The organism is Pseudomonas duriflava, from assembly GCF_007830155.1.
Taxonomy (GTDB): Bacteria; Pseudomonadota; Gammaproteobacteria; order Pseudomonadales; family Pseudomonadaceae; genus Chryseomonas; species Chryseomonas duriflava.
Genome location: NZ_VLKY01000004.1, coordinates 367,533 through 383,642, shown reverse-complemented (window position 1 = coordinate 383,642; position 16,110 = coordinate 367,533). Strand labels below are relative to the sequence as shown.

13 protein-coding genes and 1 pseudogene are annotated in these 16,110 nt (G+C 55.1%); 6 read left to right on the top strand and 8 right to left on the bottom strand.

Translation table 11 applies throughout. The features are described 5' to 3' along the window. The 3 genes from IQ22_RS08185 to IQ22_RS08175 form a co-directional block, all read right to left on the bottom strand. The coding region (locus IQ22_RS08185; protein WP_145140653.1) for an Hsp20 family protein at positions 1-309 on the bottom strand (309 nt) is incomplete at its 3' end. A gap of 666 nt (positions 310-975) precedes the next feature. Beyond that, complete coding sequence (locus tag IQ22_RS08180) at positions 976-2,262, bottom strand: cytochrome P450 (RefSeq protein ID WP_145140652.1); 1,287 nt, start codon at positions 2,260-2,262, stop codon at positions 976-978. A gap of 137 nt (positions 2,263-2,399) precedes the next feature. After that, positions 2,400-2,966, bottom strand: a complete 567-nt coding sequence (locus IQ22_RS08175; RefSeq protein WP_145140651.1) for a DNA-3-methyladenine glycosylase — start codon at positions 2,964-2,966, stop codon at positions 2,400-2,402. A 185-nt stretch (positions 2,967-3,151) separates the two neighbouring features. Between IQ22_RS08175 and IQ22_RS08170 the strand changes: the two genes are divergently transcribed. The 4 genes from IQ22_RS08170 to sstT all read left to right on the top strand — a co-directional run bounded on the left by IQ22_RS08170 (position 3,152) and on the right by sstT (position 10,114). Further along, positions 3,152-4,936 carry a sensor domain-containing phosphodiesterase gene (locus IQ22_RS08170; RefSeq protein ID WP_145140650.1) on the top strand — a complete coding sequence of 595 codons (1,785 nt, stop codon included), beginning with the start codon at positions 3,152-3,154 and terminating at the stop codon, positions 4,934-4,936. Between the two features lie 97 nt (positions 4,937-5,033). Then, positions 5,034-8,132: a PAS domain S-box protein gene (locus IQ22_RS08165; protein ID WP_145140649.1), complete on the top strand. Its 3,099-nt coding sequence runs from the start codon at positions 5,034-5,036 to the stop codon at positions 8,130-8,132. Between the two features lie 70 nt (positions 8,133-8,202). Beyond that, complete coding sequence (locus IQ22_RS08160; RefSeq protein WP_145140648.1) at positions 8,203-8,670, top strand: DUF2269 family protein; 468 nt, start codon at positions 8,203-8,205, stop codon at positions 8,668-8,670. Between the two features lie 229 nt (positions 8,671-8,899). Next, positions 8,900-10,114, top strand: coding sequence for a serine/threonine transporter SstT (gene sstT / locus IQ22_RS08155; protein WP_145140647.1), 1,215 nt, complete (start codon positions 8,900-8,902; stop codon positions 10,112-10,114). 67 nt (positions 10,115-10,181) lie between these two features. Here sstT and IQ22_RS08150 read toward each other — a convergent pair whose 3' ends face one another. Then, positions 10,182-10,511 (bottom strand): hypothetical protein, encoded by a 330-nt coding sequence (locus tag IQ22_RS08150; RefSeq protein WP_145140646.1) that lies wholly within the window; start codon positions 10,509-10,511, stop codon positions 10,182-10,184. Positions 10,512-10,761: 250 nt separating this feature from the next. Between IQ22_RS08150 and IQ22_RS08145 the strand changes: the two genes are divergently transcribed. Continuing rightward, positions 10,762-12,105 (top strand): short-chain fatty acid transporter, encoded by a 1,344-nt coding sequence (locus tag IQ22_RS08145; protein ID WP_145140645.1) that lies wholly within the window; start codon positions 10,762-10,764, stop codon positions 12,103-12,105. 2 nt (positions 12,106-12,107) lie between these two features. Here IQ22_RS08145 and IQ22_RS08140 read toward each other — a convergent pair whose 3' ends face one another. Beyond that, complete coding sequence (locus IQ22_RS08140) at positions 12,108-12,335, bottom strand: hypothetical protein (RefSeq protein WP_145140644.1); 228 nt, start codon at positions 12,333-12,335, stop codon at positions 12,108-12,110. 176 nt (positions 12,336-12,511) lie between these two features. Between IQ22_RS08140 and IQ22_RS08135 the strand changes: the two genes are divergently transcribed. Then, positions 12,512-13,072, top strand: a complete 561-nt coding sequence (locus IQ22_RS08135) for a hypothetical protein (RefSeq protein ID WP_145140643.1) — start codon at positions 12,512-12,514, stop codon at positions 13,070-13,072. A 249-nt stretch (positions 13,073-13,321) separates the two neighbouring features. Here the strand turns inward: IQ22_RS08135 and IQ22_RS08130 are convergent, their stop codons facing one another. From IQ22_RS08130 to IQ22_RS08120, 3 genes and pseudogenes are all read right to left on the bottom strand, one after another. Next, positions 13,322-13,528 (bottom strand): hypothetical protein, encoded by a 207-nt coding sequence (locus IQ22_RS08130; protein ID WP_145140642.1) that lies wholly within the window; start codon positions 13,526-13,528, stop codon positions 13,322-13,324. 591 nt (positions 13,529-14,119) lie between these two features. After that, on the bottom strand, positions 14,120-14,380 hold the full coding sequence (locus IQ22_RS08125) for a hypothetical protein (RefSeq protein WP_145140641.1): 261 nt from the start codon (positions 14,378-14,380) through the stop codon (positions 14,120-14,122). Positions 14,381-14,614: 234 nt separating this feature from the next. Beyond that, positions 14,615-15,985, bottom strand: a pseudogene (locus IQ22_RS08120) (transposase). Positions 15,986-16,110 lie beyond the last annotated feature (125 nt).

The window sequence follows — 16,110 nt, the reverse complement described above, 5'->3', positions numbered from 1 at the left end:
CAAGCGGAAGGACAGCTTGAACGCACGCTGGGCAATGCCTTGATGCAGATAGGTCACGCTGTCGGTGTTCTTCTCACGACGGCCACCCCGTACGGTCAGCACGCTCTGCTCGACTTCGAGCTCAAGGTCGTCTTCCTGCAGGCCGGCGGCTGCAATCACGATGCGGTATTGGTCATCGCCGTGCTTTTCAACGTTGTAGGGTGGATACGAGCTGCCCGATTCATTACGCAACGCAGCCTCGAACAGATCGTTGAAACGGTCGAATCCAATGGAATGACGGAACAGCGGAGCAAGGGATAAATTAGTCATGATGAAATCTCCTGAGAGTCAGCAAGTTTTCCTGGCGGGACCCGATTTCGGCCTCCCGCATTCATCCAGATAAAGACACCCTATTCCATTTCAAGCGTTTTGCCGACGAACGGCACTTATGGCAGAAAATATCGAATGCCCCGTCCATTCAGGCGTTCAAGCCAATGTTTCGGATTACTGACAAAACCTTTACCCGCCTTAGCCTTTTAAGCATTTGGGCTTTGATGTTTCATAAGCAGACCGGTTTAGTTGCAGTACCCTTCACAGAAACGAAACCTTATTGTCGATGCCTTGAACCGCCCCCTCTCTCATCAGTCATAGCGGCATCTGGATAAGATGCTGGTGCGAGTAACAAGGTGTACTCCGGTGATCCAGATACAGGCACTTTTCTATCAGGGACATACGGCCTAGGCCACGGATGGACACGAATGACGTTTGAACAAATCGAAGATCTTCTTTTGCGCTGCGAAAAAGGTCTCTCGTTTTTGCATGCTTCAAGAGATTGGTGGCGACTCGAAGAAGAACCTCCCTTCGAAGCGAAAAGACTTTCGACTCTGCTACATCTGATCGCACGCATCTGCGTTAGCGAGACACAACGCCAGAAAGCCGAAGCACTCTTGCACCGGCTTATGGTGTTATGCCCCTGGCCAGCCAGTGAACTGCAACTTATGGCGTCGTCAGCGCAGGAGCTTGATGAGCCTCTTCCGTTAACATCGGATGTACCCGGCTAATCACGAAACGGCTCTTAGGCAACGCTGGCATGCGGCTAATATCGATCGAAAGGTCCTGCGGCGGAACCTCATAACGCATCCATTGGGTCAATGCAGTCACCGCAACCTTCAACAGTTCAATCGTGATCCATTCACCGGGGCACCGATGGTTCTGATAATGATCGCCACCGCCCTGGGTAATAAAATTAAAGGCATTGCCGTTCCAATTGAAAAAACGCTCAGGATCAAACCGCTCGGGTTGCTGCCAGTTTTGCGATTCGCGGTTCGTCCCATAAAGGTCAAGCAGGACCCGGGTTCCTTTCGTGAACTGATAACCTTTCCACTCGAAATCCTTGCGTACACGCGCCACGGCAAAGGGGAAGAATGCGAAAACCCGACGCACCTCTTGAACGAAGGGCTCTAGAACGGTTGGCTCCTGTCGCAGACGTTCAGCCCATTGTGGATACCGATGCAACACCCAGGCAGCAAATACGACGAAACGGGCTACTGCTACGGTAGGCCGCAAGACATTAAGAACTTCAACCGCCGCGGTTCTCGGGTCAAGCCATTGGCCGTTGGCTTCTCGATGGAAACTGATGACATGCAAGGCTGATTCGACCGGGGCTTTCAAGCGGCCCTCACGCACATCCTGTACACACCCGGCAATCCAGGCCTCTGCTTGCTGACGTGACGTACGTGCCCTTAGATGACGTAGCCCTACGCCTCCTGCACCGTCGATCAGACTGGCCAATTGTGAACGGCGTTTGGCAACATCCTCCTCTGGCAACGGCACGCCGGCCCAATCACAAACTGAGCGGCACAACTGAAACTGCGCGGCATATAACAACGCGACCTCATGATTGCCTGTCCAGGCCTGGATATCCTTTTGCCATTGCTTTGTATAACGCTGAACCAGCGACTGGATAGCGGAAGGTGTCATCAGTGACATAAACATCGCTTTACGTATGCGGTGCGCCTCACCATCCAGGCTTTGTACGCTTCCCACCCCTAACAACGATTTTTGCATCATCCGAGGCGCGGCATGCTCACGCGTGAACAGGTTTTCGTCATAGAACAACCGAGCCCCTTCCTCACCGGTCAGGCAGATTGTGTCCTGTAATAGCAGGCGGGTCTGGAAAACTGCCGTGCCAAAGCGGCGCATACGGTTGGGGATAAAACGGTAACCCTCCTTTAGCAAGGCAAGGGAACTGTCCAGACGGTGCTCATGAGGGATTCTCGGCATGGTTGATGACACTCCAGGTACCAGGTGCTCCACCGCCTGCCGTCTGATCAGAGGCAAAGGGTGAACGGCCGCGATATGCGCCTTCTGATCAATTGACCCGGCCGATTACTCAAGGTGCGATCTCCGCGGCCCGCCTCTCAGCGAAAGCGACGACTCAGGTAGGGCGAGCCCTCAAGACCAAACCGCCAAGAAACATCCCGTGCTTTGGTAATCCCAATACGCGGGCCGCTGACGACAGCAACCGGGCCGGTAGGCGGCAGCAGTGCGCAGGTAGGTGAATCCAGCGGCATCCCGTCATGCTCACCATGAATCGCCAGCGCCTGACACACCCGTCCTGGGCCGGCACATAACAGCCGCTGCTCCTGAAGCCCACGCCGCTCCTGCATGACGTCCAGCCCGCTCAAAGGCTCCAGAGCCCGGATAAGGACACCGGCGCCATGCCCTGCCTCGCAGCAGACAAAATTCAGGCACCAGTGGATGCCATAGGAGCGATAGACATACAGATGACCAGGAGGACCAAACATGGTCGCGTTACGCCGGGTCAAACCGGAAAAGCTATGAGAGGCTGGGTCTTCCCGGTCATAGGCTTCCGTTTCAACGATACGGCCACCGACGCCGGCAAACAGAAAACGCCAGCCGATCAACTGGCGAGCTACCTCATGGGCAGGGGCAGAAAAATCAATAGAGGTATAAATATCGGTCATGCCACCAGTGTAGACCGACCGAATGCAGAAGGGGAAACCCTTGCGGCGAGCGTTCAGCTCCTACCTGTTGGCTCTGGCTGAAGGGCTTCAATGAAACCTGTCGACAGACGTATCAAGGATTTAAAACTATGCTGTAAATCACAGTCCTATCCCGTACTCATCAATAAAGGATCGAATGGTTTCCTATGACATATGACGTTCCGGTTCCAGCCAATGAGATCGAACGAGTAGCAGAAATTCAAGAGCTCTGCTTACTGGATCCTTTGCCGGACCCTGTCTTTGACGGGATCGTCAAGCTCGCTGCCGAGCTTTTTAAGGTACCCATTGCGCTCGTCTCGATCGTAGACACGAACCGTCAATGGTTCAGAGCGCGCGTCGGACTGGCCATACAGGAAACGCCCCGGGAACAATCCTTTTGTACCTACGCCATCCTGAGCGACAAACCCTTTGTCGTTCCAGATACCCTTCAAGACCCTCGCTTTCAAAACAATCCGCTCGTAACCGGCGAGCCCTATATACGCTTTTATACCGGCGTTCCGCTGTTAACCCAGAACGGTCTTGGGCTTGGTAGTCTTTGTATTATCGACACAAAGCCACGCCCACCGCTGAATACCCATGAAATAGAGTGCCTGACCTGGCTAGCCGATCTGGTCATGGAGCGAATCGACTCAGTGCGTAAAATCAACTTCATCGACCTGCCGACCGGTCTTTATAACCGCTCTCGTCTGGAAGAAGACGTCGCGCGGCATTTTGCTCTGTCCGATAATCCCATTACGTTAGTGGCTGTAGATATTGCGGCTCCGCGCACCCTCAATGAAATCGTCAAGGCCTTGGGTTACACCTTTTCTACCCAGTTCATGCTAGTCATCAAAGAGAGACTTCAAGCGCTCCTGCCTGCCCATTTTGAGTTGTATAAGATCAGCTCCACCCGGCTCGCGTTCATGCTGACCAACCACGCCGAAACCAAGGCTGAAGCTCTTTATGATCGAATCGTCCAGGCGTTCGAGGCGCCGCTGGTCTGCAACGGCATTCCGCTTCAAACCCAGATTGGTATAGGCGTACTGCCGCTGGCAGAAGAACGCTTCCGCCAGACCGACTGGATTCGCTCGCTGGTCAGCGTGGCGGATGATGCCCGCGAAAACAGAGACGGCTGGACAATCTACAACCCCCACCGCGACCAGGCCCAGCAGCGAGCCTTCAACCTCTTAAACGCGTTAACGATAGCCTTGCAGAGCGATGACCAGTTGAGCCTTCACTATCAACCTCGCCTCTCCCTGACTACTCATACTTGTCATGCTGTAGAAGCCTTGATTCGCTGGACTCACCCTACCTTGGGAAAAATCGGTCCTGGTGAATTCATTCCTCTAGCGGAAAAAACGTTTTTGATCCGCTCGGTCAGCTTATGGGTGCTGCGCCAGGCTATTCGGCAGGCCGCTGAATGGTACCGCCAGGGTCTTAACCTAAAGGTGGCCATTAATGTCTCAGCGGCCGATCTGGACGACACGCAATTCGTAGACACCTTGATTGCTCATCTGCAAGAGCACGACCTACCCATCTGCTACGTTGAAATCGAGTTTACCGAGAGTGCCGTTATCCGAAGCGCCGAACAGGTAAAACAACAGTTGGAGCGCCTGCATGCACTCGGCATCGAGATTGCCATCGACGACTTTGGCACAGGCTATAGCAACTGGGCGTATCTGCGAGATACTCCAGCCTCTACCGTCAAACTGGACCGCTCCTTCCTGCGCCATCTTTCCCAGGTGGAAAAGGACCGTCGTATCGTCAAGGCGATGATTCATCTGGCTAAGGAAATGAATTACCGGATCGTAGCGGAAGGCATTGAAACGGAAGACATATACAGCCTGATGCGCGACTGGGGATGCGATGAGGGCCAGGGCTACCTGATGGCCTACCCAATGCCTGCCACTGAAATACCGCGCTGGTTACAAACGAAACCGCCAACTTACTAAATCGCCGTCGCTACGCTGGTCCGGTGACTGGACGTGCTGCAGGGATAATTCCGGCATTCGCCTGTCACAAGGTGATGGGAAAGCAAAAGATCCTCTTATGATCTCCACAAAACATACCCTCGCCTCGTTGTCTCCGGAAGCTCTAGCGGCTTTGGTACTGCAAAACACGGCGGACTATGCCGTGGTAGTAGCAGACCTGAGCGGCACTATCGTTGCGTGGAACCAGAGCGCGGAAAAGGTACTGGGATGGTCCGCCGAGGAAGCTATCGGCCAGCACGTCTCACTGTTTTTTACCCCGGAAGACTGTGCAAACGGACGTCCAGAGACAGAAATGCGGGAGGCTGCCGAATGCGGATGTGCCACGGATGAACGATGGCATATCAAGTGCGACGGCACCCGGTTCTGGGCCAGCGGAGAGATGACGTCGTTGCGTCGCGCCGGTGAACTGCTCGGCTACACCAAGATTCTGCGCGATCGCACCCGTGAGCGACTAACCAAAGAGCGGCTGCGCCTGGCTCAACAAGTTGGCAATATCGGCACGTTTGAAGTCTATCCTGAACAGGATAAAGTCACGATCTCCCGCGAGATGTGTCAGCTTTGGGGGCTCCCCGAACAGGACTCCTTTTCGCTGACGTTCCTACTTGAGCGTATCCACCCAAAAGATCGCCCACACGTTGCTGCCTCCTATACCGATTACCAAAAGGATACGTTAGACCTGCTCGAATACCGTATCCAACGAGCAGATACGGGTGAAGAGCGCTGGATGGCGCACTGTGGCGAAGCCATTCACCTGAGTGTACGCGGCGAATCCCACTGTTTTCTGGGTATGTGCTACGACATCACCGAGCGCAAGCAGGCCCAGCAGGCGCGCATGGAAAGCGACGCGCGCCTACTCGGTCTGACGGAGGATATGCAGGAAGCTTTCTACATCGCAGAGCCTTGCTGGAACGCTCAAGGCGAGATGGTCGATTTTCGTTTCCTGCAGGTTAACCCAGCCTTCAACAAGCTGACCGGAACTTCCCGCGAAGAAGCTATCGGCCGCTCCATCCATGACATCAGCCCTGAAGCGGCTCACGATTTGGTTCAGCGGTATGCTCGTCTCATGGAGAATGGTAGATCGGTGCATTTCGAAATACAGATGCACGATAGCGATGACCACTGGTTCGAATCCTGGGCCCGCAAACTCAGCGATAACCGCTTTGCCGTTCTGTTTATGGACATTACATCCCGCAAGCAGACTGAAGCGGCGCTAGCTGAAAGCGAAGCGCGCTTCAAAGCCATTGCTAACTCCATTGAACAGATAGTCTGGGCCACACACCCCGACGGCCGTCATTATTACTTCAATGATCGCTGGTACGAATTTACCGGCGTGCCGGCTAGCTCGGCTGAAGGCGAAGCCTGGATCAACCTGTTTCATCCCGATGACCGAGCCCGCATCAAACGGATCTGGCAACACAGCCTTACCACAGGCGAGCCTTACCATATCGAATACCGCTTGCGGTACCGTTCCGGCCAATACCGCTGGATGCTTGGACGCGCCCAGGCCGTACGTAACCTAGCGGGAGATATCGAAAGCTGGTTTGGCACCTGTACAGATATTCAAGACATTGTTGACGCCCGCGAGATTCTGTCACGCTCACGTGAAGAACTTGAGCGTTTGATAGAGGTGCGGACTCGAGAGCGGGATCGTATCTGGCGGCTCAGTAATGACCTGATGAAAGTCTGCCACCTGGACGGGCAACTGGCCGCAGTAAATGCTGCCTGGAGCAGAACCCTGGGCTGGACAGAACAGGAGCTGGCTGGGCGCAGTTATTTCGACCTTGTTCATCCGGACGAAATCGAGCACCTCATCCGGGGCTTCAAAAACCTCTGCCGTACCCGGCAAACCTGCTCTTATGAAGTGCGACTGCGTCATGCAGACGGTAGTTACCGGTTAACCTCGTGGACATCGGTTCCAGAAGACAATCTGATGTACTCGGTGGGTCGAGACATCACCGAGCAACGTCAACTGGAAGAGCAGCTCAGGCAATCCCAGAAAATGGAAGCGATCGGCCAACTCACCGGAGGTATCGCCCATGACTTCAATAATTTGCTGACTGGCATTATCGGTAGCCTGGATCTTATGCAGCGCCGCTTTAGTAGCGGACGCACACAAGACATCGAACGCTACATGACCTCGGCGGTGACCTCTGCCCAGCGCGCTGCTGCCCTTACCCAGCGCTTATTGGCCTTTTCCCGGCGCCAAGCCTTGGATCTTAAACCAGTTAATGTTAATACCCTGGTGGCCTCGATGGAGGAACTGCTCCGCCGGACCATTGGTGAAAAAATCGAGCTGACAACGGCTCTGGGGGCCGGTATCTGGCCAGCCCTTACCGATAACAATCAGTTGGAAAGCGCACTGCTTAACCTTGTAATCAATGCCCGTGACGCCATGCCGAACGGTGGTTCGCTCCGTATTGAAACCGGCGTCATGCATGTCGATCCGCAGGCAGCCAGCCTGATCGACGAAGCCGAACCAGGCGATTATGTGGTCCTTAGCGTAAGCGACACGGGCACCGGCATGACACCTGAGGTAATGGCACGTGCCTTCGATCCTTTCTTTACTACCAAACCCATCGGCCAGGGCACTGGACTAGGCCTGTCCATGATTTATGGCTACGCCAAACAGTCCAAAGGTCATGTACAGATTCATTCAACACTAGGCCAGGGCACCAGCGTCCATTTATACCTGCCTCGTTTCTCGGGTTCACTGGATGAGGTAACGGTAGGCCAGGTAAATCCAGAAGCCCCACTCGGTGCAGGTGAGGTCGTTCTGGTGGTCGAGGACGAAGCCGTGGTTCGTGCCCTTATCCTTGAAGTCTTGAGCGAGCTGGGCTACGCCACGCTCGAAGCGGCTGATGCACATGCCGCCCTTCCCTTGCTGGAAAGCAGTCAACGGATCGATCTAATGATTTCCGATGTGGGATTGCCTGGCATGAATGGTCGGCAGCTGGCCGATGTAGCGCGCCAGTCCCGCCCCCGTCTTAAAATTCTGCTTGCTACCGGCTATGCCGAAGGCGCCAACGTCAGTGGCTACCTGGACCCTGGTATGGAGCTTATCAACAAGCCCTTCAACATCGACACGCTGGCCAACCGAATCAAGGAAATGATCAGCGCGCCGGCCTATATTGCGACCCGGCAGACTGTCGACTCATGATGCACGCAGGATCCTTGGCCTTAAGCCAGTGTGTTTTGCCCTATCGGCCAGATCGAAAGGCTTCTTTGTCGTGACGGCCTATGTGCTACTCAAGACAGTACACGTCCTGTCTGCCGCCATCCTGATCGGGCTGGGCTCCGGCTCGGCCTATTATGCCTGGCGTTCCTGGCGTACAGGCCGTCCTGAATTCATCGCGCTCACCTTCAAGCATTTGGTCTTTGCCGACTGGGCCATTACGCTTCCCTGCGTCGTAATCCAGGCCGCAACCGGTATCGCTCTGGCCCATGGCGCCGGTTTCTCTCTAACGTTGCCCTGGTTGCAGTGGAGCATTATTTTCTTTTTGCTCGCCGGCCTTTGCTGGCTACCGATCCTCTGGCTGCAGGTACGTCTGCAGCGTCTGGCAGAAACCTCACATCGCCATAAAAGCCCGCTACCGCCTCAAGCCTTCCGGTACATGCGTGCCTGGTTGATCCTGGGCTGGCCTGCCTTTTTGGCTTTGCTCGTGGTGCTGTATTTAATGATTAGCAAAGGGTTCTAACGGGCCATTTTGCCAGTCCTTAACCGACTGCCTACCAGATGCGACCATACAATGGTCCAAATCTAGCGAAAATCCCTATAGAATTCGCCGCTTCGTCCAGCCGCTATGGCGTTCTGAACTGCCGCTAACAAGAACAAGCGGCCATGTTTTCATCACCTGCCAGGGGAACCGCTTTTCTTGTACCTGCTCGGCCTCGACCCATCGTTTCCTTCATAAGTTGATAGCTGCCATGACTCATGCTTCTAACCCTTTCCTGAACCGGCTCATGCATTCCAGCCTGGTGACTCAGATTCTCATTGGCTTGGTTGCCGGCATTCTGCTGGCCTTGATTGCACCGTCAGCAGCGGCCGCTACAGGCTTTATCGGTACGGTATTCGTCACGGCGCTCAAAGCCGTCGCGCCTGTCCTGGTCTTTGTCTTGGTGGCTTCTTCAATCGCCAACCACAAACAAGGCCAACCCACGCACATCCGCCCTGTGTTGTGGCTGTACGTGCTAGGTACATTTGCCGCGGCCTGCGTTGCAGTTGCTGCCAGCTTTGCCTTTCCCTCCGCCTTGGTCCTGGCCTCTGGCAGCACGGATATAACCCCGCCCGAAGGCATCGCCAACGTGTTACAGAGCTTGGCGCTAAGCCTGGTGGACAACCCCATCAGGGCTCTTATGAACGGTAATTTCATGGGTATCCTGGCCTGGGCTGTGGGACTGGGTATTGCATTCCGTCATGCGAGCGAAACCACCCGGACCGTATTTACTGATCTGGCCGATGGGGTATCCCTGATCGTAAAAGTAGTAATCCGCTGCGCCCCGCTCGGCATTTTCGGTCTGGTCGCCTCGACACTGGCGACCTCGGGCCTAAACGCCCTGATGGGCTATCTGCATCTTTTACTGGTGCTGGTGGGTTGCATGCTATTCGTGGCTCTTGTGGTTAATCCGGCCATCGTTTTCTGGAAGCTGCGCCGTAACCCCTACCCCCTGGTCTTTACCTGCCTGCGGGAAAGCGGCCTGACGGCCTTTTTCACTCGTAGCTCGGCAGCCAACGTACCGGTAAACCTGGCACTTTGCGAACGTTTGGGCCTGCATGAGGATACCTACTCGGTTTCCATTCCTTTGGGCGCCACGATCAACATGGCAGGTGCGGCTATCACCATCACCGTACTGACTCTGGCAGCCGTCCACACGCTGGGAATCGCCGTGGACCTTCCCACCGCCCTTTTCTTGAGCCTGGTTGCTTCGGTCTGCGCCTGTGGTGCATCGGGCGTGGCAGGTGGCTCGCTGCTTTTGATTCCGCTGGCCTGCAGTCTCTTTGGAATTACCAATGAAGTGGCCATGCAAGTAGTAGCGGTAGGCTTCATCATTGGCGTCGTGCAGGACTCGGCGGAAACCGCCCTCAATTCATCTACTGATGTCTTGTTTACTGCTGCGGCCTCCCAGGCAAAGGCCAGCTGATTGCAGCCATACCCCGGCCAAAACCTATACAGCCGGGGCATTTATGTAGGACGGATTAACGTCCGTTCTACATAGGCTCTACGCTGATTTTTCGCACACCATCTACTGTGCTTAGCTGTACGCGACCCGGGGTGTACTCTACTAATCGGCCCTGGTCGAAGATAAAGGAATAATCGGAACGGTCGCTCGACCAGTTCGAGATAAGCCGGTTCTTGTACTGGAGCACTTTCAACGTGCCGTCCTGCTGCAAACGGTCCGGCGCTCCCATCGCCCCGGTCAGTTGCTTTTCACTCATATAACGCTGGACCTCTACTTGTTGCGGCGGATAAGTTTCCTGCCTCTCACCAGCACATGCAGCAAGCAATGCCATCGAACACACAATCAATACGCTACGCATGAAGCCCCCTTCATTGGACGAGCCGCCTCGCCTCGACGAAGACCGCACTTTTTAAGCAGACTGCATAAACGAGCCCGCGATCGTTTTAGCCTGAAGTTGTGAGAGGCATATCACACAAAAAGCGTAAATATCGCTATTCATACAGCTTTAGCGGAACGTGAACGCCACTGAGTTCTCCTTATTGCAGGCATGCCCCATCCAGCCCGAACGTCTGTTCGCCACAACAATAAAAACAAACAAGGAGATTGCTATGCTGGCCCGTATTACGGGGATGAGCGTGAGCTTGGTTCAACGCTACCTTCCCTCTCCCTTTGTCTTCGCCCTGTTGCTCAACCTTATCGTGCTTGTTGCCGCCATGCTTGGCACAGGCCAAAGCCTGCCGGTTATGGTGAAGCATTGGGGCGGAGGGCTTTGGACGCTCCTGTCGTTTACCATGCAAATGGCGCTCATCCTGGTTACAGGGCTGGCACTGGCCCGTGCACCAAGCGTCAACCGGCTGCTGGATCGTCTCGCCGCCCTGCCTCGCTCTCCTGGTCAGGCGATTGTTGTCGTCACATTGGTCGGGCTGGCTGGTTCCTGGATCAACTGGGGCTTTGGACTGGCCATTGGTGCTGTCTTTGCTCGGGCACTGGCCCGACAGGTGCGCGGCGTGGATTACCCGCTTCTGGTGGCGTCGGCCTATTCAGGCTTTCTGATCTGGCACGGCGGGCTATCCGCCTCCATTCCGCTAACACTCGCCAGCACCAGCGCCAATCTCGAAAAGATGACCGGGGGCGTGGTGACCCAGCCTATTGGGGTCGAGCATACGTTGTTCACCCCACTAAACCTGACCATTATTGCTCTGCTCTGTCTGGGTCTACCCTTACTCAACCGCCTCATGCATCCGCGGACCCAGGTCAAGGTAGCGGACCCAGCCCTGCTCGTCGAACCAGAAGCGATTCGCCCGCTGCAGAACACGCCTGCTCAAAAGCTGGATGACAGCCGACTACTCGCCTGGGTCGTTGTGGCGCTCGCAGCGGTGTATTACGTCATGTACTTTGCCAGCCAGGGCTTTTCCCTTGGTCTGGACATCGTAATCGGCCTCTTTCTGTTCGCAGGCCTGCTACTGCATGGCACGCCGGAGCGCTATATGCGGGCCATTGATTCGAGTATCGGCGGTATCAGCGGCATTGTGCTGCTGTTTCCCTTCTATGCAGGCATTATGGGCATGATGGCGGGTGTCAATGCGGAAGGTCTGTCGCTCGGCGCGCTGATCAGCGATGCCTTTGTAAGCTGGTCTTCAGCAGATACCTTTCCGTTACTGGCCTTTCTCAGTGCAGGACTCATCAACGTTTTCGTGCCTTCCGGAGGCGGTCAGTGGGCTGTGCAGGGGCCCATCATGTTACCAGCCGGGCAGGCGTTGAACGTGCCACCGGAGGTCACCGCGATGGCAATTGCCTGGGGCGATGCCTGGACCAACATGATTCAGCCCTTCTGGGCGCTGCCACTGCTTGGGATTGTCGGGCTGGGCGCTCGTGACATCATGGGGTATTGCCTGATCATGCTGGTTTATTCAGGGCTGGTAATCAGCGGTGCCTTTTACTTTTTAGGCTGACATTAGCGCTTGGTATTCTTGCGATTGCGGAACCGGTTACGGTTGAGCAGAACGTAACCGGTAAATTGCACCGCAGCTGAAACGACCAGCCGGGTCAACTGACCAGGCTCGGGTGGAGCGGTAGGGCCTAGTAATGGGATCAGAGACGTCACCACTCCGATAATGCCACCAATGAACAGCACAAGGCCCAAGATCGTTAACGGGTGGAGCTTGAATGGGGGCTTACTCATTCGAATCGCTTTCCTAATAGGCCAATAGCCAGCTGACAATACTGCCTAGTCTAACGGATCACATCCTGACTGGCTGCCTATGCCTTCTGGTCACCCGAGCTGAACCACGCACCTTTTTTACCTTCAAAGACGTATGTTCCCAATATCCCTTCTTACTGTCGATACGAGAAATCAACATGCGAATCGGTTGCCTTGCCTGGGGATCACTGCTCTGGAAACCCGGCCCTCTTCCTTTGGCTTCTTCTTGGATGAATGACGGCCCGCTCTTGCCGGTAGAGCTGTGCCGTGAATGCGATGGCGGCGAACTGGCTGTCGCCCTGTGTGACAGCGCACCTGAAAGCCCTACGTACTGGGCACTACTAGCTGTCGATGATCTGGATACGGCTCGCGAACTGTTGCGCCAACGTGAAGGCATTTCCCCACAGCGCCCTGAATTCGTAGGCAGTATCCCTGCTCGTGAAAATGCAGGCCCTTACGATGAGAAGATTCGCGCCTGGGCAGATGAAAAACAATTAGACGCGGTGGTCTGGACAGCGCTTCCACCTAAATCTCGAAGCACGGAAGGCCGCCTGCCGACGCCTGATGAAGCCGTAGCGTACCTAGCCGCCCTGCACGGAGATACACAAGCCCATGCTCGGGACTACGTTCGACAGTTACCGCTGGAGCTGCGAACACCCTATCGAAGCGTTATAGAACAGCGTCTAGGCTGGCTACCAACGGAGGAAGCCGCTTTCTGACAAGGCCGGACTGGGCTGAATATCCGCCTACCGGCCAGTCAGCACCGTATTTGAATCTGGACAGGCTGCTCGCTATCGAGAAGCTCCTCCAGATCCGTCAGCAGGTCCTGGTTGAGCGTCTAGCCTAGCGCTGGCGCAAGGCTTTTTTCACGCGCACAAAAGTCTCGCCGCTAAACGACGCTACTATAAAACCGCTTGTTATTGTTGTAAGGCAGGCAAGCCGAAGGGCTTGAAGGAAGGCTACTGCGTTTAGGTAAGCATGGGCGTTTCGACGGCAGCCCGACCGATGTCCTGAATGATCTGCTCTTTTTGCGCATCACTCAGGGCATTCCACTGCTTCGTGACGAACAGACCCAGCCCGAACACGATATAGGCAGATAAAACACCGATGACCAGCCATTCCAGAATCGATGTACCTTCGCGGCGCTGTTTCGACGTATTGTCTTTGGCTCTCACAACTACTCCCAATAATTACTACAAATAGATAATGCTGCCTCAGACGAGAAGGCTTGCTTTTCAGGTCACCCGAAAAGACAGCAGGCTAACAATAAACAGAACATACCCGACGAATGGCAAAAAGCCTTCAGTATGAGGCACGATGACATTGGTTATGTCCGCTATCGGCCAGGGATGCCGATACTTAATGAGGGAGCCGCTTAATGGCTCCGCTACCTGACTGTGCATTAGATCTGCACACAGAGGTGGTAATGCCAGGGTTGATCGCCCTAAGGCGAGCAAGACCAGCGCACCGATAGATAGTTTTTTCAGCAGGCTCGACTCCTCAGTAATATCCGGTGCCGAGTACATCTCCAGACAGGTCGTGATACCTCAAGCACTCTAAGCGGTCTTGGGTTCGCTTCATAATCAATCAGACGAGCCAAGTGTTGGATGCAAATAAAGTCTCATCCGTATAAATAGAGTGTCATCCTAGTTTTCATGATCAGATGGAGGTTTCTTGGCCACGCACAATGCGGGTCAATCTTCCTTCGACGATTTAAATTCACGATTCCTATCGTGGCGGTGTGGGTCAGTCGATCAAGCACATCATCAACGGTTAATCATGCTAACGCACTGATTGGCTTGCCGCTCATAGCTAAGCAGGGTTGAACGCGCCTCGGCGCTTAATCCCGACGTTACGGGTGTCCAGTGTGCAAGTTCTATTAGAGCGCCAATACCCCGCCAGATGCCCAGTGCCTCATCTACGGCTTGGTTTGTGCTTTCGTTACACAGATCGCGCACCCTGTAAGTTAGTTCTTTAAGCATCTGGTCAGCATGACGCAGTAGCGCCTGTTCTAGTAGTAAGGACATGGTGATAACTCAATAAAGTGCAGTGTTCACGGAAAATGACAAAAACCGAGGCTAGCCGGTGGCAGCTATCGACCGATTCTGTTGAAAAAGTAGGTTCAGCGGCAGCGGGCCGGTGAGGTTTGCCTGCTGTCGAAGTGGCTGGAAGCCACTTCAAGTTGCCTTTTGGCGTTTCACTGAGCTTCCTTGCTCAGGTCTGAGGGTTAATTCGAGGGTTTCTGCTCGCAGCAGACGCACCTATCCCGTGAGCGGCGGCCCTTGAGGTAAAAGCCTGACCATGCGTCGCAGGTTTTGCACGGTCGCGGCCAAGGTGAATTCGTCAGTCGCACCCGTCAGGCCACGCAGTCGTAAACGGTCGAGTTTCATGATCCGTTTGAGGTGGGCGAAAAGCATCTCCACCTTCTTCCGTTCGCAGTGAGAGACGAGGTATTCCGGTGTCTTGGCGATGCGTCGGGCCACGTCGCAGGCAGCCTCATGAATGCTGCGGACGATCTTCCGATTCGGTGTGCTGGGGCAGCACTTCGCTTTCAGCAGACACGTGGCGCAGTCGGTTTGGCTGGAGCGGTAGATGATGGTGTTGGCCTTGGTCACCTGCGATCTTTTCTGGGTGAAGGTGCGCCATTCACTGCGCAGCGGATTGCCGGCTGGGCAGCGGTATTCACTGGCCTCCGGATTCCAGTGGAAGTCGTTACTGGAGAGGCTGTCGTCCTTGCGCTCGGTCTTGTCCCAGACTGGGACATGCGGGTCGATGTTCTTTTCTTCGACCATCCAGGCCAGCATCGGAGCCGTGCCATAGGCGGTATCACCGATGAGGCGCTCTGGCGTGAGATCAAACTACGCTTCGACGCGCTCCACCATCGTTTTGGTCGAATCAACTTCGGCGGTACGGTGCGCCGGGGTCGCTTCTACATCCAGGATAACGCCGTGCTCAGTGTCGATCAGGTAGTTGGTGGAGTAGGCAAAGTAGGCCGGGCCACCTGGTGCTGCAGTCCAGCGAGCCAACGAGTCGGTGAGGGAAACCTTCTTGGGGAGGGCTTCAGCCAACGCCTCTTCATCAAGCGCTTCGAGGTACTCGCGTACGGCGCGGCTGCTGAGTGCTGGATCGCGCCAATCGATTTCATCTCCCGCCACCCCACGTTGCCGGCTGGCATCCGCCTTGATGATGCTGGCGTCGACAGCGAAACCTTCGCCCTTGACTAGGCCGGCTGCCATGCAGCGCCGCAGCACCTCATTGAACAACCAGCGGAACAGATCGCTGTCACGGAAACGGCCATGGCGATTCTTCGAAAAGGTCGAGTGATTGGGTACTTCGTCTTCCAGGCCCAGCCGGCAGAACCAGCGATAGGCCAGGTTTAGATGCACCTCTTCGCACAATCGCCGCTCGGAACGGATGCCATAGCAGTAACCGACGACCAACATGCGCACCATCAACTCCGGGTCAATCAAGGGGCGCCCGATGGGACTATAGAAATCCGCCAGGTAGGCGCGCAGATCACTAAGATCCAAGCACTAATCGATGCTGCGCAGGAGGTGTTGGGGCGGGACGTGATCTTCCAGATTGAACAAGTAGAACAAGCGCTGCTGCCCACTCGGTAATTGTCCCATCATGCTATTCGCCCCCACGCTCGCTGACGGAGCAATTCTGCCGACGCCGTGGGGAAACAGCTACTTTTTCAACAGAATCGACCCATAACGGACGTTCGAAGGGCCATCGTTCTGAGCAAGCCCAGAAC